The organism is Arthrobacter sp. MDT1-49-2, assembly GCF_059090185.1.
This window is the reverse complement of record NZ_JBNHFK010000007.1, coordinates 147,787-168,922: the sequence shown is the minus strand read 5'-3', so window position 1 is coordinate 168,922 and position 21,136 is coordinate 147,787. Positions and strand designations below refer to the sequence as shown.

The 21,136-nt window shown below is 66.1% G+C and carries 16 protein-coding genes; 4 read left to right on the top strand and 12 right to left on the bottom strand.

All coding sequences use genetic code 11. From position 1 onward, the window contains the following. Nucleotides 1-7: 7 nt before the first annotated feature. The 4 genes from obgE to AC5RTS_RS11430 form a co-directional block, all read right to left on the bottom strand. A complete protein-coding gene (gene obgE, locus AC5RTS_RS11445) occupies nt 8-1,591 on the bottom strand; it encodes a GTPase ObgE (RefSeq protein WP_493992148.1) in 1,584 nt (527 codons plus the stop codon). Nucleotides 1,592-1,699: 108 nt separating this feature from the next. Continuing rightward, complete coding sequence (gene rpmA, locus AC5RTS_RS11440) at nt 1,700-1,963, bottom strand: 50S ribosomal protein L27 (protein ID WP_104053918.1); 264 nt, start codon at nt 1,961-1,963, stop codon at nt 1,700-1,702. An 84-nt stretch (nt 1,964-2,047) separates the two neighbouring features. After that, nucleotides 2,048-2,359 (bottom strand): 50S ribosomal protein L21, encoded by a 312-nt coding sequence (gene rplU, locus AC5RTS_RS11435; protein WP_146361875.1) that lies wholly within the window; start codon nt 2,357-2,359, stop codon nt 2,048-2,050. A gap of 365 nt (nt 2,360-2,724) precedes the next feature. Further along, entirely contained in the window at nt 2,725-6,165 is a 3,441-nt protein-coding gene (locus AC5RTS_RS11430) for an Rne/Rng family ribonuclease (RefSeq protein ID WP_493992147.1), read from the bottom strand. Nucleotides 6,166-6,589: 424 nt separating this feature from the next. Here AC5RTS_RS11430 and AC5RTS_RS11425 point away from each other — a divergent pair, with 424 nt between their 5' ends. Further along, a complete protein-coding gene (locus tag AC5RTS_RS11425; RefSeq protein WP_493992146.1) occupies nt 6,590-7,249 on the top strand; it encodes a vitamin K epoxide reductase family protein in 660 nt (219 codons plus the stop codon). Between the two features lie 63 nt (nt 7,250-7,312). Then, a complete protein-coding gene (locus tag AC5RTS_RS11420; protein ID WP_493992145.1) occupies nt 7,313-7,738 on the top strand; it encodes a VOC family protein in 426 nt (141 codons plus the stop codon). 24 nt (nt 7,739-7,762) lie between these two features. Here the strand turns inward: AC5RTS_RS11420 and AC5RTS_RS11415 are convergent, their stop codons facing one another. Then, nucleotides 7,763-8,407 carry a CG0192-related protein gene (locus AC5RTS_RS11415; protein WP_493992144.1) on the bottom strand — a complete coding sequence of 215 codons (645 nt, stop codon included), beginning with the start codon at nt 8,405-8,407 and terminating at the stop codon, nt 7,763-7,765. Between the two features lie 121 nt (nt 8,408-8,528). Between AC5RTS_RS11415 and AC5RTS_RS11410 the strand changes: the two genes are divergently transcribed. Continuing rightward, nucleotides 8,529-9,635: an SDR family oxidoreductase gene (locus AC5RTS_RS11410; protein ID WP_493992143.1), complete on the top strand. Its 1,107-nt coding sequence runs from the start codon at nt 8,529-8,531 to the stop codon at nt 9,633-9,635. Nucleotides 9,636-9,738: 103 nt separating this feature from the next. Here the strand turns inward: AC5RTS_RS11410 and ndk are convergent, their stop codons facing one another. The 7 genes from ndk to AC5RTS_RS11375 all read right to left on the bottom strand — a co-directional run bounded on the left by ndk (nt 9,739) and on the right by AC5RTS_RS11375 (nt 18,366). After that, a complete protein-coding gene (gene ndk, locus AC5RTS_RS11405) occupies nt 9,739-10,155 on the bottom strand; it encodes a nucleoside-diphosphate kinase (protein ID WP_227901569.1) in 417 nt (138 codons plus the stop codon). A 39-nt stretch (nt 10,156-10,194) separates the two neighbouring features. Next, the gene (locus tag AC5RTS_RS11400; protein ID WP_493992142.1) at nt 10,195-10,671 is read right to left on the bottom strand and encodes a DUF4233 domain-containing protein; all 477 of its coding nucleotides are present in this window, start codon (nt 10,669-10,671) and stop codon (nt 10,195-10,197) included. Nucleotides 10,672-10,681: 10 nt separating this feature from the next. Then, entirely contained in the window at nt 10,682-12,061 is a 1,380-nt protein-coding gene (locus AC5RTS_RS11395; RefSeq protein ID WP_493992141.1) for a bifunctional folylpolyglutamate synthase/dihydrofolate synthase, read from the bottom strand. Further along, nucleotides 12,061-15,357, bottom strand: a complete 3,297-nt coding sequence (gene ileS, locus AC5RTS_RS11390) for an isoleucine--tRNA ligase (protein WP_493992140.1) — start codon at nt 15,355-15,357, stop codon at nt 12,061-12,063. Before ileS ends, AC5RTS_RS11395 begins: the two co-directional genes overlap by 1 nt. A 466-nt stretch (nt 15,358-15,823) precedes the next feature. After that, nucleotides 15,824-16,582, bottom strand: coding sequence for an SDR family oxidoreductase (locus AC5RTS_RS11385; protein ID WP_493992139.1), 759 nt, complete (start codon nt 16,580-16,582; stop codon nt 15,824-15,826). A gap of 147 nt (nt 16,583-16,729) precedes the next feature. Further along, a complete protein-coding gene (locus AC5RTS_RS11380; RefSeq protein ID WP_493992138.1) occupies nt 16,730-17,590 on the bottom strand; it encodes a putative endonuclease domain-containing protein in 861 nt (286 codons plus the stop codon). 392 nt (nt 17,591-17,982) lie between these two features. Further along, entirely contained in the window at nt 17,983-18,366 is a 384-nt protein-coding gene (locus tag AC5RTS_RS11375) for a DUF488 domain-containing protein (RefSeq protein ID WP_493992137.1), read from the bottom strand. A 75-nt stretch (nt 18,367-18,441) separates the two neighbouring features. Between AC5RTS_RS11375 and valS the strand changes: the two genes are divergently transcribed. Continuing rightward, nucleotides 18,442-21,069 (top strand): valine--tRNA ligase, encoded by a 2,628-nt coding sequence (gene valS, locus AC5RTS_RS11370; RefSeq protein ID WP_493992136.1) that lies wholly within the window; start codon nt 18,442-18,444, stop codon nt 21,067-21,069. Nucleotides 21,070-21,136: the final 67 nt, after the last annotated feature.

The following is a 21,136-nucleotide window of genomic DNA, read 5'->3' as shown; positions in this document are numbered from 1 at the left end:
GAAGCCTTTAGCCTGCTTCATTACCCTCGGTGTCGGCGGGCTTGGAGGAATGCTTGTAATTGACCGATTCCGTCCAGATACCCGCCCGGCGCTCGGTTTCCAGCTCCTCGCGGGCAGCCGCCCGGGCTTCCTTGCGCTTCTGGTGGTCCTCGCGCTTTTCTTCACGGGTGGGCCGGGAGAAGTCCTCGATCCGGATGTCGCTGCCGCGCGGTGAGGCTGCCAGCAGTTCGGCACCGCCGATCATGGTCGGCTCCCAGTCGAAGACGACGCCGTCGCCCTCGCCGATGACCACGGCGTCGCCGGGCTTTGCGCCTTCCTTGAACAGCCTTTCCTCCACGCCCAGCTTGGCCAGGCGGTCGGCAAGGTAGCCCACGGCTTCGTCATTGGTGAAGTCCGTCTGCTGGACCCAGCGCACGGGCTTTTCACCCAGGACGCGGAAGAGCGGCTCCAGGTTGCGCTCTTCGCGGCGGATGGTGAATCCGCCCTTGCCGTTGACCGAACGCGGCTTCAGGACCGGCGGCTGGATGCGCGGCGGAGCCTGCTCCACGGCTTCGCGTGCTTCCTTGACGATGGCGGCCATGGCAAAGCCGAGCTCGCGCAGGCCCTCATGGCTGGCCGCGGATACTTCGAACACGCGGTAGCCGCGCTCCTCGAGCTCGGGGCGTACGAATTCGGCCATGTCGCGGCCGTCCGGCACGTCCACCTTGTTCAGCGCGACCAGCCGCGGACGGCGGTTCAGCGGGACGACGTCGCCGTCGGCCCCGGCATAGCTCATGTCCACTTCGTACTTCTCGAGTTCGCGCTCGATGATGTCCAGGTCACCGATGGGATCCCGGTCGGTTTCCAGTGCAGCACAGTCAAGCACGTGCACCAGGGCGGCGCAGCGTTCCACGTGGCGGAGGAAGTTGTGGCCCAGGCCCTTGCCCTCGGAGGCGCCTTCGATCAGCCCGGGCACATCGGCCACGGTGAAGCGGACATCGCCGGACTGCACTACGCCCAGGTTCGGGATCAGGGTGGTGAACGGGTAGTCGGCAATCTTGGGACGCGCCGCGGACATCGCGGCAATCAGGGAGGACTTGCCGGCGGAGGGGAAGCCGACCAGGGCAATGTCGGCAATGGACTTCAGTTCCAGGACAATGTCCCGCTCCTCCCCCGGGATGCCCAGGAGGGCGAAGCCGGGAGCCTTGCGCTTCTGCGAGGACAGCGACGAGTTGCCCAGTCCGCCCTGGCCACCGGCAGCGGCAATGAACTCGGCGCCCTGGCCCACAAGGTCCGCCAGGACTTCGCCGTCCTTGGTTTTCACCACGGTGCCGTCGGGAACGGAGAGGACCAGCGTCTCGCCGGTCTTGCCTGCACGCCAGTCACCCATGCCGTTGCCGCCGTTGGTGGCGTGGCGGTGCGGGGCGTGGTGGTAGTCCAGCAGCGTGGTGGTCTGGCCGTCCACGCGCAGGATGACGTCGCCGCCGTCGCCGCCGTTGCCGCCGTCGGGTCCGCCGAGGGGCTTGAACTTCTCACGCTTGACGGACACGCAACCATGGCCGCCTGTACCGCCCGAAACATGCAGCACTACGCGGTCTACAAAACTGGCCATGGTTCTCCTTCAAAGGAACTTCTTGATCATGCCAATTCTACTTGGCTTAAAAAAACGACGGGGCGGGCCATCAAGGCCCGCCCCGTCGGAAAAGCTAATTGCCGGTGATTACTCGGCGGCTGCAGCAGCCACGATGTTCACGACGCGGCGGCCGCGACGGCTGCCGAATTCAACTGCTCCTGCTTCCAGGGCGAACAGCGTGTCGTCGCCTCCGCGGCCGACACCCTCACCCGGGTGGAAGTGGGTGCCACGCTGGCGAACGATGATTTCGCCTGCCTTGACAACCTGGCCGCCGAAACGCTTTACGCCGAGGTACTGGGCGTTGGAGTCGCGACCGTTGCGAGTGGAACTCGCACCTTTCTTATGTGCCATTTCTTTGCCTGCCTTTACTAACTGATATTGAAACCCTCAGGCGGGATCACACCCGCGTTCCCGGCCCTGGGGCCGGCAGGAGAATCAGGAGTTGATGGACGTAACCTTGACCTTGGTCAGCGAGGAGCGGTAGCCCTGACGCTTCTTGTAGCCGGTCTTGTTCTTGAACTTCTGGATGACAATCTTCGGACCCCGGAAGTTCTCGACGATTTCTGCAGTCACGGTAACCTTGGCCAGGTCCTGTGCAGCAGAGGTGACCTTGTCGCCATCAACCAAAAGCAGGGCAGGCAGCTCAAAGGTGCTACCGGCTCCACCGGGGACGCGGTCCAGGGTTACGAGGTCTCCTACGGAAACCTTTTCTTGGCGGCCGCCAGCGCGGACAATCGCGTACACCACTTGGGAACTCACTTCTCTCGACGTTTAATACTTGGATGCGCATTTAGCGGGGCCAGATTTGTGCCCGCCTTGCGCCATGCAGTCACGCCCTGTACCGATAAACGGATTCGAAGGCGTTCGCACCGAAGTTCAAGGCTACGCTAAGGGGCCACAACCCGCAAATGCGCTCGGTGGATACACCCTGCACATATGCGGCGAGCCCCCGCGCCACCGACTTCCGGTGTCACTGCTCGGAGTCTACTTTATCCCATGAAAGCGCGGATCCGGGCATCCACGCGCCGAAGCGGGCCGATAGCCGGTTTAAACCGCGGCGGGCGGCCCGGTCCATGTGGACCGGGCCGCCCGCCGGCGGTTGGGGGAACCTGCTACAGCTCCGAGGCCGGTACGCCAACACCCAGGATGACGGGGGCCGGCGTGCCCGAGGTTTCCTTCCGGACCGCCTGCGGCCGGGACTCTGCCGTCACGGTGTGCCGTGCCTGGACTTCAGGGGCGGAGTCTGCCGACGGCGCCGTCACCTCAGCGGCGCCCTGCGGGCTGCTGGCTGCGCGGCGGCGGCGTGCCCGGCGGGCGGGCGCCTGTTCCTGCTGTGCCGCCGGTGCCTGGCGCACGGCCTCGGGCTGCGGCTTCTCTTCCGGCGCGTTGACTGACGCGGGCTTATCTGCCGCCCTGTCCGCGACGGCGGGTTCCTGCGCGGCCGGAGCCACGACTGAAGCCACCTCGTTGAACGCCTCGGTAAGGCTTTCCAGCGTCAGTGCGGGTTCTTCCTTGGCCGGACGCCGGCGCTGACGGCGCGGAACCACCACGGACTCGCCCTGAATGTTCAGCACTGCACCGGGTTCGGTATCCGTGCCGTCAGCGGAGTCATCCACGGCTGGAGCTGAGGTTTTCTCCGTCGACCCGTTACCGGCGGCGGCATCCACAACCTCATGGGCAGCGGCTGTGGCAGCGGCAATGCTGGCCAGGGCGGCACGGGCAGCCTCGGCCTTCGCCTGGCGCTCGGCGTCCTGCTGGACGGGTTCCTCCGCCGGGACAGGCTGCTGCTCGGGCGCAGGAGCGCCGGCGTTCTGCCCGCGGTCCCGGTTCCGGTTCCGCTTGCGGTCTCCGCGGCTCTGCTTTTCCTGCCGCAGGTGCTGCTGGTGGTTATCCTCGGCTACTGCGTGGGTGTGCCCCGACGGCGTGTGGCTGGTGCTCCGCCGGTGCTCAACGGGAACGTCCTGCGTCACTACGCCGCGTCCGTCGCAGTGCTCACACGTTTCGCCGAAGACTTCCAGCAGGCCGGTGCCCATCCGCTTGCGCGTCATCTGGACCAGGCCCAGCGAGGTCACCTCGGCCACCTGGTGCTTGGTCCGGTCCCGGCCCAGGCATTCCACCAGGCGGCGCAGCACCAGGTCGCGGTTGGCTTCAAGGACCATGTCGATGAAGTCGATGACAATGATGCCGCCGATGTCGCGCAGCCGCAGCTGGCGGACAACTTCCTCGGCCGCCTCCAGGTTGTTCTTGGTGACGGTTTCTTCAAGGTTGCCGCCGCTGCCGGTGAACTTGCCGGTGTTCACGTCCACCACGGTCATGGCTTCGGTACGGTCGATCACCAGGGAGCCGCCGGAAGGCAGGAACACCTTGCGGTCCAGCGCCTTGGCGATCTGCTCGTCGATGCGGTGTGCGGCGAAGATGTCTTCGTCCTTGGTCCACTTCTCGAGCCTGCCCACCAGGTCCGGAGCCACGTAGGTCACGTAGGCCTCGATGGTGTCCCAGGCTTCATCACCGGAGACCACAAGCTTGGAGAAGTCCTCGTTGAAGACATCGCGGACCACCTTGATGGTCAGGTCCGGTTCCCCGTAGAGCAGTTCCGGCGGCAGCGTCTTGGTGGATTTGGACTTGGCCTCGATGGTCTCCCACTGCGCACGGAGCCGGTTGATGTCATTCATCAGCTCCTCTTCGCTGGCACCCTCGGCCGCGGTGCGCACAATGACGCCGGCGTTCTCGGGCAGGTGGTCCTTGAGGATCTTCTTGAGCCGGTTGCGCTCGACATCGGGCAGCTTGCGGGAAATGCCCGTCATCGAACCGCCGGGCACGTACACCAGGTAACGGCCGGGCAGGGAGATCTGGCTCGTCAGGCGGGCACCCTTGTGCCCCACGGGATCCTTGGTGACCTGCACCAGGACCGAGTCGCCGGACTTCAGTGCCAGCTCGATCCGGCGCGGCTGCCCGTCCAGGCCGGCCGCGTCCCAGTTGACCTCACCGGCGTAGAGCACGGCGTTGCGGCCGCGGCCAATGTCAACGAAGGCGGCTTCCATGCTGGGCAGCACATTCTGGACCTTGCCGACATAGACGTTGCCGATAAGGGAGTCCTGCTGGGTGTTGGAGACAAAGTGCTCAGCCAGCACGCCGTCCTCGAGGACGCCGATCTGGATCCGCTCATCACGCTGGCGGACAATCATCTGGCGGTCCACGGACTCGCGCCGGGCGAGGAACTCGGCCTCGGTGATGACGTGGCGGCGGCGGCCGGACTCGCGGGACTCGCGGCGGCGCTGCTTCTTGGCTTCCAGGCGGGTGGAGCCCTTGACGCTGGTAACGCGGTCCGACGCCGGAGCGTCGGCATGCGCCCGCGGTGCCCTTACACGGGTGACCGTGTTGGGCGGATCATCATCCGCTCCCCCGGTCAGTTCCAGGTCCGCGTCTCCGCGGCGGCGGCGGCGCCGGCGGCGCGATGTTACGCCGTCGGACCCGTTGTCCTCGGGGCCGGCGGAGGCGCCGTCTTCGTTGTTTCCGGACGCGCTGCTCTCGGTCTCGGCGCCCTGCCGGCTGCGGCCGCGACGGCTGCGGCGGCGGGACCGGCCTGAATCGGCAGCGGCATCGTCTTCGTCGGTTTCATCCGCCGGCTTGGCCACCGGCACGGAACGCACGGCGCTGAGATCGGGCGCGTGGAACAGCACGGAGGTAGGCGATTCCGGCACCGTGAACGGATCCAGCGCCGAGGTGGGGCCGGCGGGAGCGGCGGCCGCTTCTGCCTGCTCGGCTTCGTTGGTCTGCGCTGCTTCGTTGGTGGCTGCTGCAGATTCGGTCCCCGCTGCCGCCTCCGGTGCCTCTTCGGCTTCCGACGGCAGGACAGGTTCTGCAGCGGAACCGGTTTCCGGTGCGCTTTCGGCTGAGCGGGCCGGGCCGGTGGGCGTGCTGGCCCGACGGCGGGTGCGCTTCTTGGGGGCCGATGCCTTGGCGGGCTCTGAGGTGCCGCCGCTCACGGAAGCGTCCTCAGTGGATTCACCGGCGGCCGGGGCAGTGCCGGCCGGCTCGGCGGGTTCGGTGTTCGTGGAGTCGGGTCCGGCTGCCAGGGTTACTTCGCCAGCGGGGCTGTCGGCCACCGGGGCGTCAGCGGGCGCGGCCTCGGCGGCTGTCGGTGTCTTCTTGGCCGGTGCCCGGCGCCTCCGGACTGCCTTGACGGGTGCTTCGGTGCCTGCTTCTGCGGAGGCTTCGGTGCTGTCGGCGGTAACCGGCTGCGCGGCGTCGGCAGCCGTGGTCTCTGCAGCGGGCGTCTCGGCAGCAGCAGTCGCAGCCGCAGGCTTCCTACGGGGTGCGCGCACCCGCTTGGGGTTCTCCGCTGCCGGCGCTTCAGCGGGAACATCCGCCTGCGGCGCTGCGGGGGCGGACTGTTCCGGGGCGCTTACTGCGCCGGTCTCAGCGGGGGAAGTTGCCGCGGGTGATGACGCCGGAACGGACTTGCGGCGGCTGCGGGTCGCTTTCTTTACCGGCGCGGCGCCCTCAGCAGTCAGGGCATCGTTCTGGTCATTCACAATGTCTGGATTATTCATTTAGGCCTATGCTCCGGCCCTGCGGCACTGGCCACATTCCAATGCCAAAGGGCAATGAGTCGGCTGTACGGTGGCATCGCAGCCTGCCCGCCAGCCGGAAGTCGTCTGGATGTCATTCGAGGTCGTGCCAGCTGTGGGGCGCGGTATCACTCGAAGACCAGCGGCGCTTTTCCTGCTACCTATGCGGAACGGATAACTACGTTTCGGCTATGGGTAGGTCTGGCCGGCGGATTCCCTGGTGCCCATCCGGATTGATGGGCTAGCTACATGGGAAGCATCACCGGCAGAACCGGAAGCCTGTCGCTGGACCGGTGACGGAATGTGGTTCCGCCATCAGCCAAAGTCATTATCTCATACGGCCACGTTTTTGGCCCTCACCAACGCATAGACTCGACCCAGACAACTACTCGGCTAAGGAGCTTCCGTGCCATCCAGTGCAGCCCGCCCATCCACCGGCAACGTATCACCGGAACCGTCCCGCGCTCAGGGCCGCAATGCCGAAGCGGTCCCCCGCGAACGCCGCTCGTTTATGTGGACGCTGCTGATTACTGCCGTAGTGGGCTGGATAGCGTCGGGAATCCTGGTCATCGAACGCCTGCATGTTTATGCGGACGCCGGCTACATCACGAGCTGCGACATCAACCCGTGGGTGTCCTGCGGCACGGTGTTCCAGACCTGGCAGGCCTCCATCTTCGGCTTCCCGAACCCGCTGATAGGGATAGTCGCCTTCGCCGTCGTCATCACCACAGCCATAGGCCTGCTGGCCGGTGCCCGATTTGCCCGCTGGTATTGGATCTCCCTGCAGATCGGGGTCACTGCCGGCATGGCGTTTGTGGTCTGGCTGTGGAGCCAGGCACTTTTCGATATCTACGTGCTGTGCATTTACTGCATTGTGGTCTGGGCCGCCATGATCCCGATGTTTGTCTTCACCACCATCCGCAACCTGGCTTCCGGCGTCATTCCCGCCCCGGCGGGTCTGGTCCGGTTCCTGACCGACTGGGGCTGGGCCATCGTCGTCCTGCTCTGGGTGGCCACGGCGGCGTCCATCTTCTTCCGCTTCCTGAACTCCTTCATCGGCGGCTAGGGACTCCTGCCACCGCAGCGGGTGCTCTGGTGGGGGAACATCAGGCGCCGGTAGTGTGCGCACATGCCCTCCCCCGTGCCTGAATTCCCCCATCTGCTCCACACTGTCCTGGACACGACCGATGTGCGGGGCCTGGCGGAGTTCTACCGCCAACTGCTTGGACTCCGGTACCGGCCGGGAGACGAGCCCGCGCCGCCGCAGGCGGACGACGACGCCGACTGGCTGGTTTTGACCGACACGGACGGCAACCGCCGGCTCGCCTTCCAGCACTTCGAGCAGCTCACGCGGACAACGTGGCCCGCTCCCGATGTGCCGATGCAGATGCACCTGGACCTCACCGTTCCCGACCGGAAGTTACTCGCAGACCAACACGCCAGGGCCCTGGCACTGGGAGCAAAACTCCTGATGGACCGCACAGCGGACGCCGTTGAGCCGTTATATGTCTATGCCGACCCGTCCGGGCATCCGTTCTGCATGTTCGTGGCCTGAAAACACCGCGTGCTGCGGATCCGGCTAACGGCCGTCCTGGACAGGCATGCCCCAGGCAAGGACCACCGGGATCGCCTGGTCCTGCCAGGTTGCCTCCAGCGAGGGATCCGGAGCTGTTCGCCCGTCCAGATCCAGCAGCCTCACCACCGAGAACTCCCAGCCGCTGTGCTCCAGCACGGACACGGTCCAGTCCTGTGGCTCCGACGGCGGTGCATCCACGAGCTCGGCGCCGTCGGGCATCCCGCTGCTGCTGATCCGCATGGACTCGGGCAGCAGCTCGCGGACACCGTTCTGCTCGGTGTACTGGGCAGCCTGCCCCTGCTTGGAAAAGAGCGCAGCCTCCAGTGCCTGCGCGTACACCGGGTCGCCCAAGGCATCGTAGACCCAGCGCCGGCCAAGAACGGAGTGGTCCATCTCGGTGATAAGGAACCGGTCCGCACCTGCCAGCGGCGCACCGCGGTAGGTGAGCGGCACCTGTACCGTCACCCCGCCCGCTGCGACGATGTGGGTTTCAATACCGACTTCACCGTCCGGATCGTCAAACCGGAAGGAGCACAGCTTGCGTGCGGTGACAGGCTCCTGCGTAGGGAACCACACCGTTGTGGGCAGCCAGTCTGAAATAAGGTCCATTTTGCCGGGACGCAGCTCGGCGTCATAAATGAGTGCCATGGGCACAGCTTAGGCGGTACTGCCGGACCGGTGCGGAATTTCCGCCACCGGTTTCCGGTTGCCGCCTAATACCGTCCGGAGAAAGTTCGGGCGTGTCCCCGCACCATTTATGAGGAGATCGATGCGTAGAACGCACGCTGCCCATCCATCCGAAAACACACCCCGCACGGCTTTGGTGGCCGGCGCCACCGGCATTGCCGGTGCTGCACTGGTGGACCTGCTGGCCCGGGAAGGATGGACCGTCCTCGCCCTGTCCCGCAGCGGGGGCATCGCCGACCCGGCGCGTCCCGGTGTTATCCCGGTAGCTGCCGATCTGACGCGGCCGGACAGCCTCACGACCGCGCTGGGCAGCGCCCGGCCCACCCACGTCTTTTTCACTTCCTGGTCCCGGCAGGAGACGGAGGCGCAGAACATTGCCGTCAACTCCGCCATGGTCCGCGACCTGCTGGCCGCGCTGGCCCATGCACCGTTGGAGCATGTGGCCCTGATGACCGGCCTCAAGCACTACATGGGACCGTTCGAGGCGTACGGCGAAGGCCCGATGCCGGACACCCCGTTCTCCGAAGACGAGCCGCGGCTTCCGGTGGAGAATTTCTACTACGCGCAGGAAGACGAACTGATGGCGGCCGCGGAACGGCAGGGCTTCGCCTGGTCCGTGCACCGCGCCCATACGGTCATCGGTTTCGCCGTCGGCAATGCCATGAACATGGGCCAGACGCTGGCCGCGCAGGCCACCCTGTGCCGGGAACTGGGGATGCCGTTTATCTTCCCCGGCTCGGAAACGCAGTGGAACTCCGTCACGGATATGACCGACGCCGGCCTGCTCGCCGAGCACATGCTCTGGGCCGCCACGGATGACAACACGGCCAACGAGGCATTCAACGTGGTCAACGGCGACGTGTTCCGCTGGCGCAGCCTGTGGCCGCGGCTGGCTGAATGGTTTGGCGTGGAGCCGGAGGGCTTTGCGGGCGACGTCCGGCCGCTGGAGGACCAGATGGCCGGGATGGGCGATGCCTGGAAGGAACTGGCCGTCCGGCACAATCTTGCCGAGACCGACCTCGGGCGGCTCGCCTCCTGGTGGCACACGGACGCGGACCTGGGCCGCAAGGTCGAGGTGCTGACGGATATGAGCAAGAGCCGTCTGGCAGGCTTCACCGGCTACCGGCGCACCGAGAACGCCTTCAAGGAACTGTTCCTGCGGCTGCGCGGCGAGAACCTGATTCCCTGATCCGTGTTCCCTGATTTCTGATCTCTGGATTGTCGGGCCTTCGGGCCCGGAGACGGAAAAGGCCGGCACCGTCAACGGTGCCGGCCTTTCTGCAAGGCTCGGGCTATTTGAACCAGATGCCGATTTCGCGGGCTGCGGACTCCGGGGAATCCGATCCGTGAACCAGGTTCTGCTGGACTGCCGTTCCCCAGTCGCGGCCGAAGTCGCCGCGGATGGTGCCCGGAGCCGCCGTCGTCGGATCGGTGGTGCCGGCCAGTGAACGGAATCCTTCGATGACCCGCTCGCCTTCGAGGACGGCGGCGACAATCGGGCCGCTGAGCATGAACTCCACGAGCGGCTCGTAGAACGGCTTGCCCTGGTGCTCCTCGTAGTGCTCTTCGAGGATGGCCCGGGTGGCTTCGGTCTTCTTCAGTTCCGCCACGGTGTAGCCCTTGGCTTCGATCCGGGCCAGGATGGCGCCGGTGAGGCGGCGCTGGACGCCGTCGGGCTTGATCAGGACGAGTGTGCGCTCGGTGCTCACGGTTGTATCTCCTTGAAAGTTCGGGTGTCTGGTCTAAGCCTAGTCGGTGCCGGGAACGGTTTCCGGGCCGTCGGCAGTGCCGGCTTCACCCGGATGTTCTTTTTCCCATTCGGCCTGCTGCCGGTCCCGCTCCCGGTTTTCCCGGTCCAGCCGCATCCCGGCCCGCAGCCCGTACCACCAGGTGAGGGCGAAGAGCACGCCCACCAGGAACATCATGGGCTCCAGGAAACCGGTGGCGATGATGACCAGCTGCAGAATCCAACCGATCACCGGCCCGGCAGGCTTGGACAGCAGCGCACAGGTTCCCACCAACGCAGCCGCCAGCAGCACGCCTCCGCCCAGCAGCAGCACCGGGGAGATGGTCCCGCGGTGCAGCCCGAAGACGGCGAGGGTGCCGAACAGCACCACGAAGGCTTCAAGCGTCAACACGGTGGAGGCGAACATAACCTTCACGGAACGGCGCTTTTTGGGCATGCCCGGGCGCCATTCGCGCTGGGCCTTGGTCAGTTTTGCCATAACCGGCTGCCTACTTTCCGAGGAGGGTGCGCGCTTCGGCGACCACGGTGATGGATCCGACGACCAGTATTCCGCCGGACAGGTCATTGTTCTCTTCGGCCTTTTCCACCGCGCGTTCCAGGGCGTTGTCCAAACCGGCCTCCACCTGGATGTCCTCGTCCGCGAATCCGGCGTCCACCGCGTCCTGGACAAGTTCCTCGGCCGGGATGGCCCGCGGCGAGCTGGACTGGGTGAGGACAACGCTGCTGACCAGGTCTCCGAGCTGCTCGCGCAGCTCGCTCAGGATGCCGACGGCGTCCTTTTCGGCCAGGATGCCGACCACCAGCACCAGCGTGCTGAAGTTGAACGCTTCACGGAGCGCTTCCGCGGTGGCCTTGGCCCCGGCCGGGTTGTGCGCGGCATCCACCACGATGGTCGGCGCCGTCCGCACTACCTCGAGGCGGCCCGGAGAGGTCACGGTGGAGAACCCGGTACGCAGCAGTTCGACGTCGAGCTCCTTGGTCCCGCCGCCGATGAAGGCCTCCAGCGCCGCCACGGCGACCGCCGCATTCTCGGCCTGGTGCGCGCCGTGCAGCGGAACCAGGAGGTCCTCGTAGCGCCCGGCGAGGCCGTTGATGGTGACCATCTGGCCGCCAACTGCCATGACCCGGGAATCGACACCGAATTCTACGCCTTCGAACCGGAACGGGACCCCGGCCTCGTGGGCCTTTTCCAGCAGCACCTGGGCAGCTTCCATAGGCTGGGCGGCACTGATGAGGAAACCGTTCTCCTTGATGATGCCGGCCTTCTCATAGGCAATGTCGGCAACGTCGTCACCGAGCAGGTCCGTGTGGTCCAGGGAGATCGGAGTGACCACGGAAACCTGCCCGTCGCCTACGTTCGTCGCATCGGTGATCCCGCCCAGGCCCACTTCGATCACGGCCACATCCACGGGCTCGTCGGCGAAGACGGCGAACCCCAGGATGGTGACAGCTTCGAAGTAGGTCAGCCGCGGCTCCCCTGCCGCCTCCAGTTCGGCGTCGACAATGTCCAGGTACGGGCGGATTTCATCCCAGATCCGCACAAACGTTTCATCGCTGACGGGTTCGCCGTCAATGCTGATCCGTTCGGTCACGCTGGTCAGGTGCGGACTGGTGTAGCGCCCCGTACGCAGCCCGTAGGCGCGCAGGCCGGCCTCGATCATCCGCGCCGTGGACGTCTTGCCGTTGGTGCCGGTGATGTGGATGATTGGGAACGCCTTGTTCGGCTCCCCCAGCACCTCCATGGCCCGGAACAGCGGAGCCATGCGCGGCTCCATCTTGTTTTCCGGGGCACGGCTGAGCAGTTCGGCGTACACGCTCTCGACGGAGAAGCCGTCAATGGATCCGGACGGACGGTCTGCTGCAGTCATTAGATCTTCTCCACGGTGACGATGTACTTGTCGGTGTCCTTGTCGTCGTCCGTGACCGTCAGGTCACCGACAACGATCAGTTCACCGGTCAGGGTCTCCGCCTTGATCAGCTCAGCGTTGGCAGTCAGCGCTTCGGCTTCGGCTTCCCCGGTCCGAACCGTCGTGCGGATGCGGTCGCTGATGTGCAGGTCCGCATCACGGCGGGCCTGCTGGATGGCACGGATGCCGTCGCGGGCCATGCCTTCAGCCGCCAGTTCGGGGGTGACCTCGGTGTTCAGCACCAGGAAACCACCGCCGGGCAGCACGGCAACCGCCTTCGCGGATTCGCCGTCACCGGACTCCACAACGGTTTCCAGAGTGTATTCGTGCTCCTGGAGTGCCAGGCCGCCGGCGGTGACCGTACCGGCGTCGTCCACCGACCAGTCCCCGGACTTGGCAGCTTTGATGGCAGTCTGGACATTCTTGCCCAGACGCGGGCCGGCGGCCCGGGCGTTGACCACAAGCTTCTGGCTGATGCCGAACTCGGCAGGATCCGCGGAGGCAGCCTCGACCAAGCGCACGTTCTTCAGGTTCAGCTCGTCGGCGATGATCGCGGCGAACTGGCCGGAGAGCGCTTCAGCATCCGGGGCGACGACGGTCATTTCCGACAGCGGCAGGCGCACCCGCAGGTTCGCTCCCTTGCGCAGCGAGGAACCCACCGAAGCGATCCGGCGGGTGAGGTCCATGCGCTCCACGAGGTCCGGGTTGTTCGGGAACAGATCAGCGTCGGGCCAGTCGGTCAGGTGCACCGAGCGGCCGCCGGTCAGTCCCCGCCAGATTTCCTCCGCGATCAGCGGCAGCAGCGGTGCAGCGACCCGGCAGACGGTCTCCAGGCAGGTGTACAGCACGTCGAAGGCCTGCGGGTCCTCGTCGAAGAACCGGGTGCGGCTGCGGCGGATGTACCAGTTGGTCAGGGTGTCCGTGTAGGCGCGCAGGATCTCGCAGGCCACGGACACGTCATAGGTGTCCAGGGCCGTGGTCATGTCCCGCACCAGGTCACCGGTGGCGGCCAGCAGGTAGCGGTCCAGCGGCTCGGTGGAGTCGTAGCGGGCCTTCGCTTCGTAGCCGTTGCCGTTGTTGGCGGCGTTGGTGTAGAGGCTGAAGAAGTGCCAGACGTTCCACAGGGGCAGGATGGCCTGCCGGACGCCGTCGCGGATGCCCTGCTCGGTGACAATCAGGTTGCCGCCGCGCAGGATGGGCGAGGCCATCAGGAACCAGCGCATGGCGTCTGAGCCGTCGCGGTCCAGCACCTCGGAGACGTCCGGGTAGTTGCGCAGCGACTTGGACATCTTCTGCCCGTCCGAACCCAGCACAATGCCGTGGCTGATGACGTTGCGGAACGCCGGCCGGTCAAACAGTGCCGTGGCCAGTACGTGCAGGGTGTAGAACCAGCCGCGGGTCTGGCCGATGTATTCCACGATGAAGTCGCCCGGGTTGTGGCTTTCGAACCACTCGGCATTCTCATGCGGGTAGTGCACCTGGGCGTAGGGCATGGACCCGGAGTCGAACCAGACGTCCAGCACGTCCTCCACGCGGCGCATGGTGGACTGGCCCTCTTCGGGGGTGCGGGGATCGTCGGGGTTGGGCCGGGTGAGCTCGTCGATGAACGGGCGGTGCAGGTCCGGCTGGCCCTCCTTGTTCAGCGGCAGCCGGCCGAAGTCCGCTTCGATCTCGGCCAGGGATCCGTACACGTCGGTGCGCGGGTAGTTGGGGTCATCCGACACCCAGACCGGGATGGGGCTGCCCCAGTACCGGTTGCGGCTAATCGACCAGTCGCGGGCGTTCTCCAGCCACTTGCCGAACTGGCCGTCCTTGACGTTGTCCGGGATCCAGTTGATCTGCTGGTTCAGTTCGACCATCCGGTCCTTGATCTTGGTGACCTCCACGAACCAGGAGGAGACCGCCTTGTAGATCAGCGGGTTCCGGCAGCGCCAGCAGTGCGGGTAGCTATGCTCGTAGCTGGCCTGGCGCAGCAGCCGGCCGTCAGCCTTCAGGGCACGGGTGATCGGCTTGTTGGCGTCGAAGACCTGCAGGGCGGCGATGTCCTGCAGTGCGGTCTGCGCGAACATCGGCAGGAACTTGCCGCCTTCGTCCACACTGAGGATCACGGGGATGCCGTTCTCCTCGCAGACCTTCTGGTCATCCTCGCCGTAGGCCGGAGCCTGGTGAACAACACCGGTGCCGTCGGTGGTGGTGACGTAGTCGGCCGTGACGATCCGCCAGGCGTTTTCCGTCCCCCACTTCTCCGTGTCGGTGTAGATGTCCCACAGCGGTGCATAGCGCAGCCCGGCCAGGTCCTTGCCCAGGTGCACTGCGCTGACGGCCGCGCGGGCGGCGTCGGCGTCGTCGTACCCCAGGTCCTTGGCGTAGGAACCGACCAGGTCCTCAGCGAGCAGGAAGCTGCCCTCACCGGCCTGCGTGCCGTTGGGTCCGGCGAGCACGACGGCGTAACGGACCTCGGGCCCGACGGCGAGGGCCATATTGGTGGGCAGGGTCCAGGGCGTGGTGGTCCAGGCGATTGCCTTGACGCCCTCCAGCTCGGCAGAGAGCGCGTTGTCGCCGCTGATCAGCGGGAACGTGACGGTGACCGTCTGGTCCTGACGCATCTTGTACACGTCGTCGTCCATGCGCAACTCATGGTTGGACAGCGGCGTCTCGTCCTTCCAGCAGTACGGGAGCACCCGGAAACCGCTGTAGGTCAGGCCCTTGTCATGCAGGGTCTTGAAGGCCCAGATGACCGATTCCATGTACTCGACGTTGAGCGTCTTGTAGTCATTCTCGAAGTCGACCCAGCGAGCCTGGCGGGTGACGTAGTCCTGCCACTCACCGGCGTACTTCATGACCGAGGCACGGCAGGCATCGTTGAACTTGTCGATGCCCATCTTCTCGATCTGGACCTTGTCGCTCATTCCGAGCTGCTTCATGGCTTCCAGTTCGGCGGGCAGCCCGTGGGTGTCCCAGCCGAAGCGGCGCTCCACACGGCGGCCGCGCTGGGTCTGGTAGCGGGCCACCAGGTCCTTCACGTAACCGGTGAGCAGGTGGCCGTAGTGCGGCAGGCCGTTGGCGAAGGGCGGGCCGTCATAGAAGACGAACTCGTTGTCGCCGTCCTGACCGGCGGGGCGGGCGTCAATGGAGGCCTGGAAAGTGCCGTCCTTATCCCAGTACGTCAGAACCCGTTCTTCGAGTTCCGGAAACTTGGGCGAGGAGGGAACGGCAGCGCCGTCGCCTGTGCTGGCCTTGGGGTATACAGAGGGCATATTCGTCATCCTGTTAGCGGCAAGTAAATCTGGCTGTGGAATTCAGGATGCGAGGGCGGCTGTCCCGGACCGGTCCGAAGACCGGCGGTAAACCGCGGTACCACCTCGCTTGCCGCCGTGTGTGCCCCGATGGAGTACGCACGGCTGCCGCTCGTTGACTGCTGTGACGGGCTTACCCGTCCGGTTCTACTGGGCCTCCGCCGCCTGAGCGGGGTGGCTGTTCTTCCGGAAGCTCACCGGTGATGGCCGGGTCAAAGCTGCTTCGCACAAGTTTAGGCCACGCCTGCGCCGGTTGTCGAAGCACCGGGGGCCTGCGCCGGGCCGGTGGTGCCCTGCGGCCGGGTGGTGCCCCGCGGGATCTGGCCTGCGGCGGGGCCGCTGCGGGACCGGGCCACGCGCGGGCGCCTGCCGACCGCCGCAGGGACGGCGGCCGGCAAAGACTGGCCAGTCCCGCCGGGCGGACCGCCTAGTTTCCGGTGCGGATGACCTTGTGCTGGGCGGCCTGGGCCAGCGGCCGCAGCACCACCTGGTCCAGGTTCACGTGGTGCGGCAGGTTCAGGGCGAAGGCCATCACCTCAGCCACGTCGTCGGCTGTCAGGGGCTTCTCGACTCCGGCGTACACCTTGTCCGCCGCGTTCGGGTCACCCAGCCGGTTCAGGGAGAATTCCTCGGTCTTCACCATCCCGGGAGCTATTTCAATCACCCTGACGTTATGTTCGGCCTCTTCAAGGCGCAGGGTACGGGCCAGCATCTCCTCACCCGATTTGGCCGCACAGTAGCCGGCTCCTCCTTCATAGGCGGTGGAGGCCGCCGTCGAGGTGAGCAGCAGAACGGAACCGCGGCCGCTGGCCCGCAGCGCCGGCAGGAACGCCTGCGTCATCCGCAGCGCGCCAAGAACGTTGACGTCATACATGCGCTGCCAGTCGCTGATGCTGCCCTCGGCAACGGAATCAAGCCCGAAGGCTCCTCCGGCGTTGTTGATCAGGGCATCCACTCTCCCTCCGGCCAGCACGGTTTCCGCCAGCTGCGCCACGGACGCGTCATCGGTAACGTCGGCGGCCACGGGGACGGCACCTGTCTCGTCCGCGAGCGCCTGCAGTCTGTCCGCGCGCCGGGCTACCGCCACCACATCCCAGCCTGAGGCCCGGAGCGCCCGCACGGCGGCGGCTCCAATGCCTGAACTTGCTCCGGTAACTACTGCGCGCTTGGGTGTGATCTCAGTCATGGGGATACTTTAGCCACGGTTGCCCCTCGACCCGTGTCCGCGGCTCTTTGCCACCCACTCTGTTACGGCCTGCTGTCCTCCCCCCGGCCATAGCCCGTTCTGCTGAGCCGCCGGTAGCGGCCTTGGGTTGTGCAGCCAGTCCCAGCGCTAGCGGCCGGTTGGTCGGGCCGTGGCTTGTCGCCGTACCCAGCTGCCACCCCAGGTGTCCCTTGTCTGCATCACCAGGCGAATGAATTCGTCCGGCTGGTGCAGGATCATCTCGGCCGTCATGCGCAGGGTGACCCACCCACCAGAGGATGAGCCGTTCCAGCGCTGTCTGTCCTTTCGGAATTCCACCCGCCCGCTGTGGAAGGCATATCCGTCAATCTCTACGATCAGCCATCCGTCTATCAGGAAGTCCACCCTTCCGACCCCGGGCACCACCACTTCCTCCTCGAATCCGATGCCGGCGGCCAGAAGGTGGAAGCGGGCGCAGACCTCCAGCGGTGAAGCCGTGGTGCGGCGGATGGAGTCCAGCAGCAGGCGGATGGGCCAGTCCCGCTGGCCGGTGAATTCCCGTCGTAGCAGTGGCAACCCCACAGCATCACGAATGACCGCCGATTCGGCCAGGACCAAGGCTTCCAGACGGGGAAGGCATCTGAAGGCATCGTGGACAATCTGCTCCGGCCGGGCCACCGGACGGTGTGCCGAGCGTTGTCCACGGTGAAGACGAGTGCCCGGGATTTCTTTGGAGGAGTTCCGGCGAATATGGGCACAGGTACCCGGCACAAGCACCCACCAACCCAGGAGGCGTGCGGCGGACACACAGGTCAGGGACGCCCCGTGGCGTGCTGCCGTCACCAGTTCCGGATCTGCATCCGGGACGGCGAAGGTCCCCCTGGCTATCCGCCGAATACTGCCCGCACCCGTTGCCCGTTCTATTTCCGTTCGGGAGAATCGGTTCGCCGTCAGGGTCCCGTACCCGGCAACACCGTGGCGGGCCCGAAGGAACAGTTCAAGTTGCTGCATTCCGCCAGCTTCGGTCCGCGAAGGGCCCGGTCCCGGCACCAGGATGCGGTATGTGGACAGAGACCCGGACGGTTCGCCTAAGCGGTATCCAGTGGAGGGGCCTCTTCCAAGGGTCCCGAATTCGTCCGGCACAGAATCCCACCCAGTGGGGCTGCTGGCAACCAGTGGGGTCCCACCAGCAACAGGGCTCACACTCGACGGGAAACTGTGCGAGACATTCCCCTTGGCGTCTCGGTGCCCCCGACAGGATTTCCCACCCAGTGGGGCTGCTGGCAACCAGTGGGGTCCCACCAGCAACAGGGTTCACACTCGAAGGGAAACTGTGCGAGCCCGGCCACCCGGTTTCCGCCACTCGGCCGCCGGGCAGGCACGAACCAAACGGCATCCGGGACCTACGCCCCGGGACCGGCCCCGGAGAGCAGATAGTCGCGCAGGACCACTGCCTCGTTCTCCTTTTCGTTCCGTGCCCCGAACAGCAGCACGGTATCCGGCCGGGACCGGCACTCGAGACTGAAGTCCGCCGCCCCGGGATTCTCCCCCAGCTCACCCCGGTACCGCCGGGCGAACTCCTCCCACCGTTCCTCCCGGTGCCCGAACCATTTCCGCAGTTCGGTGCTGGGGGCCAGGTCCTTCAACCATTCGTCCAGGTCGGCCTTTTCCTTGGACACGCCGCGGGGCCAGAGCCGGTCCACCAAAACCCGGAAGCCGCCGTCGGGAGGTTCATAGATCCGCCGGATCCGCACATTCCATGACGGGGATTCTCTCGTGGACGCCATACCGGGATGCTACTGCCGGGGCACCGGCCCCGGACAGTGCCCCAGACCATAGCGGTGCATGGAAGAATGGAAAGCATGGCTGAACATATCCCGGGCACAGACACGCCCGACAACGCACCCAAGACCGTATCCGTCCCCGACAAGCCCGCCCTTGAGGGGCTCGAGTCCAAGCTCAGTGCCCGCTGGCGCGAGGAGGGAACGTACGCGTTTAATCCGGACACGGTCCGGGAGCAGGTCTACTCCATCGACACTCCCCCGCCGACGGCGTCCGGTTCACTGCACGTGGGGCACATGTTCTCCTACACGCAGACCGACGTCATGGCCCGCTACCAGCGGATGACGGGCAAGAATGTCTTCTACCCGATGGGCTGGGATGACAACGGCCTGCCCACCGAACGCCGGGTGCAGAACTACTACGGTGTGCGCTGCGATCCCACCAAGCCGTATGACCCGGATTACCGTCCCCCGGCCAAGGCTGCCAAGAACCAGCGCGATTTCGACGTCGTCTCCCGCCGCAACTTCATCGAGCTGTGCGAGGAACTGGCTGTGGAGGACGAGAAGGTCTTCGAGGACCTCTTCTCCACCCTGGGCCTGTCCGTGGACTGGAACCGCACCTACCGCACCATTGATGACCACTCCCGCGCCGTCAGCCAGCGCGCGTTCCTGGAGAACCTGCGGGCCGGCGACGCCTACATGGCCGAGGCCCCGACTCTCTGGGACGTCACTTTCCGCACCGCCGTGGCCCAGGCCGAACTCGAGGACCGCGAGCAGCCCGGCGCCTACCACCGGATCAGCTTCCACGCCCCGGACGGCGAGAAGATCTTCATCGAGACCACCCGTCCCGAACTGCTCCCGGCCTGCGTGGCCCTCGTGGCGCACCCCGACGACGAGCGGTACCAGCGCCTCTTCGGCACCACTGTGAAGTCCCCGCTGTTCGACGTCGAGGTGGAGGTCAAGGCGCATCCGCTGGCCAAGCCCGACAAGGGATCCGGCATTGCCATGATCTGCACCTTCGGCGACCTGACCGACGTCACCTGGTGGCGGGAACTGAATCTGCCCACCCGCGCCGTGATCGGCCGCGACGGCCGCATCCTGGCCGACACCCCGGAGTGGATCGCCACCAACGCGGCGAAGGAAAACTACGCCGCACTGGCCACCAAAACCGTCTTCAGCGCCAAGGAAACCGTCGTCGAAATGCTCCGCGAAAGCGGCGACCTCGACGGCGAGCCCAAGAAGATCACCCACCCGGTCAACTTCTTCGAAAAGGGCGATAAGCCGCTCGAAGTTGTCACCAGCCGCCAGTGGTACATCCGCAACGGCGGGCGCGATGAAGAACGCCGCGAACGCCTGATCAGCCGTGGCCGGGAGATCGACTTCCATCCCGCGTTCATGCGCTCCCGCTACGAGAACTGGATCGAAGGCCTCAACGGTGACTGGCTGGTTTCCCGCCAGCGCTTCTTCGGCGTTCCGGTGCCGGTTTGGTACCCGCTGGATGCCTCCGGCAACCCGGACTACGACAATCCCGTCCTGCCGGATTCCGCGTCCCTGCCCGTGGACCCGGCCGCCGAAGCGGCACCCGGCTACGAGGAAGCCCAGCGCAACCAGCCGGGCGGTTTCATCGGCGACGCCGACGTGCTCGATACTTGGGCCACTTCCTCCCTGACCCCGCAGATCGTCGGCGGCTGGAGCGTGGACGAGGACCTCTTCGCCAAGGTCTTCCCGTTCGACCTGCGCCCGCAGGGCCACGACATCATCCGCACCTGGCTCTTCTCCTCCGTGGTCCGCGCCGATGCCCTCAACGCGGCCGCGCCGTGGAAGCACGCCGCGATCTCCGGCTGGATCCTGGATCCGGACCGCAAGAAGATGTCCAAGTCCAAGGGCAACGTGGTGGTTCCCACCGATGTGCTCAACGAATACGGTTCCGACGCCGTCCGTTACTGGGCGGCCTCCGCCAAGCTCGGCGCGGACACCGCATACGAGATTGCGCAGATGAAGATCGGCCGCCGGCTGGCCATCAAGCTGCTCAACGCCTCCAAGTTCGTCCTGAACCTGGGCGCGACGGAAGCGAACGTGGCGCTGGATGACACGTCGGTGATCACCAACGCACTGGATACTGCCCTGCTGGCCCAGCTCACCGACGTCGTCCAGGCCGCCACGAGTGCCTTCGAGCGGTATGACTACGCCAAGGCCCTGCAGCTCACCGAGTCCTTCTTCTGGTCCTTCACGGATGACTACGTGGAGCTGATCAAGGACCGCGCCTACGGTGCCGCCGGCGAAGCCGAGCAGGCCTCCGTGCTGGCCACCCTGGCCACCACCCTGGATTCACTGCTGCGCCTGTTCGCCCCGTTCCTGCCCTTCGCCACCGAAGAGGTCTGGGGCTGGTGGCGTACCGGGTCCGTGCACCGCGCGCCGTGGCCGAACGTCGACGGCCTCTCGGCAGCCGTGGCCGACGCCGACGCCGCGATCCTCGGTACGGTCGCCGCCGCGCTGGGCGGCATCCGCAAGGCAAAGTCCGAGGCCAAGGTCAAGCAGCGCACCGAGGTCCTCAAGGCCACGGTCACTGCTCCCGAGGGTGCTGTGGCACGGCTGCGGGCAGGCTCGGCAGACCTGAAGGCCGCCGGAAACGTACGGGAACTGAACCTGGCTGTCGGCGAGGGTGAACTCAGCGTCTCCGACGTGGAGCTGGCACCGCCCGCCGAATAGCGAAAAGCGCAAAGGGCCCGTCCGGATTTTTCCGGACGGGCCCTTTTGCTGTGCTCAGTGGATGTGC

What these genes read in the sequence shown, in the direction of transcription:
- AC5RTS_RS11400 (WP_493992142.1), bottom strand. Translation starts at nt 10,671, where the DNA reads ATGGCAAAACTGACCAAGGCCCAGCGCGAATGGCGCCCGGGCATGCCC.
- AC5RTS_RS11380 (WP_493992138.1), bottom strand. Translation starts at nt 17,590, where the DNA reads ATGCAGCAACTTGAACTGTTCCTTCGGGCCCGCCACGGTGTTGCCGGG.
- obgE (WP_493992148.1), bottom strand. Translation starts at nt 1,591, where the DNA reads ATGGCCAGTTTTGTAGACCGCGTAGTGCTGCATGTTTCGGGCGGTACA.
- AC5RTS_RS11385 (WP_493992139.1), bottom strand. Translation starts at nt 16,582, where the DNA reads ATGACTGAGATCACACCCAAGCGCGCAGTAGTTACCGGAGCAAGTTCA.
- AC5RTS_RS11420 (WP_493992145.1), top strand. Translation starts at nt 7,313, where the DNA reads ATGCCCTCCCCCGTGCCTGAATTCCCCCATCTGCTCCACACTGTCCTG.
- AC5RTS_RS11430 (WP_493992147.1), bottom strand. Translation starts at nt 6,165, where the DNA reads ATGAATAATCCAGACATTGTGAATGACCAGAACGATGCCCTGACTGCT.
- AC5RTS_RS11375 (WP_493992137.1), bottom strand. Translation starts at nt 18,366, where the DNA reads ATGGCGTCCACGAGAGAATCCCCGTCATGGAATGTGCGGATCCGGCGG.
- AC5RTS_RS11415 (WP_493992144.1), bottom strand. Translation starts at nt 8,407, where the DNA reads ATGGCACTCATTTATGACGCCGAGCTGCGTCCCGGCAAAATGGACCTT.
- AC5RTS_RS11395 (WP_493992141.1), bottom strand. Translation starts at nt 12,061, where the DNA reads ATGACTGCAGCAGACCGTCCGTCCGGATCCATTGACGGCTTCTCCGTC.
- AC5RTS_RS11410 (WP_493992143.1), top strand. Translation starts at nt 8,529, where the DNA reads ATGCGTAGAACGCACGCTGCCCATCCATCCGAAAACACACCCCGCACG.
- rpmA (WP_104053918.1), bottom strand. Translation starts at nt 1,963, where the DNA reads ATGGCACATAAGAAAGGTGCGAGTTCCACTCGCAACGGTCGCGACTCC.
- ileS (WP_493992140.1), bottom strand. Translation starts at nt 15,357, where the DNA reads ATGCCCTCTGTATACCCCAAGGCCAGCACAGGCGACGGCGCTGCCGTT.
- valS (WP_493992136.1), top strand. Translation starts at nt 18,442, where the DNA reads ATGGCTGAACATATCCCGGGCACAGACACGCCCGACAACGCACCCAAG.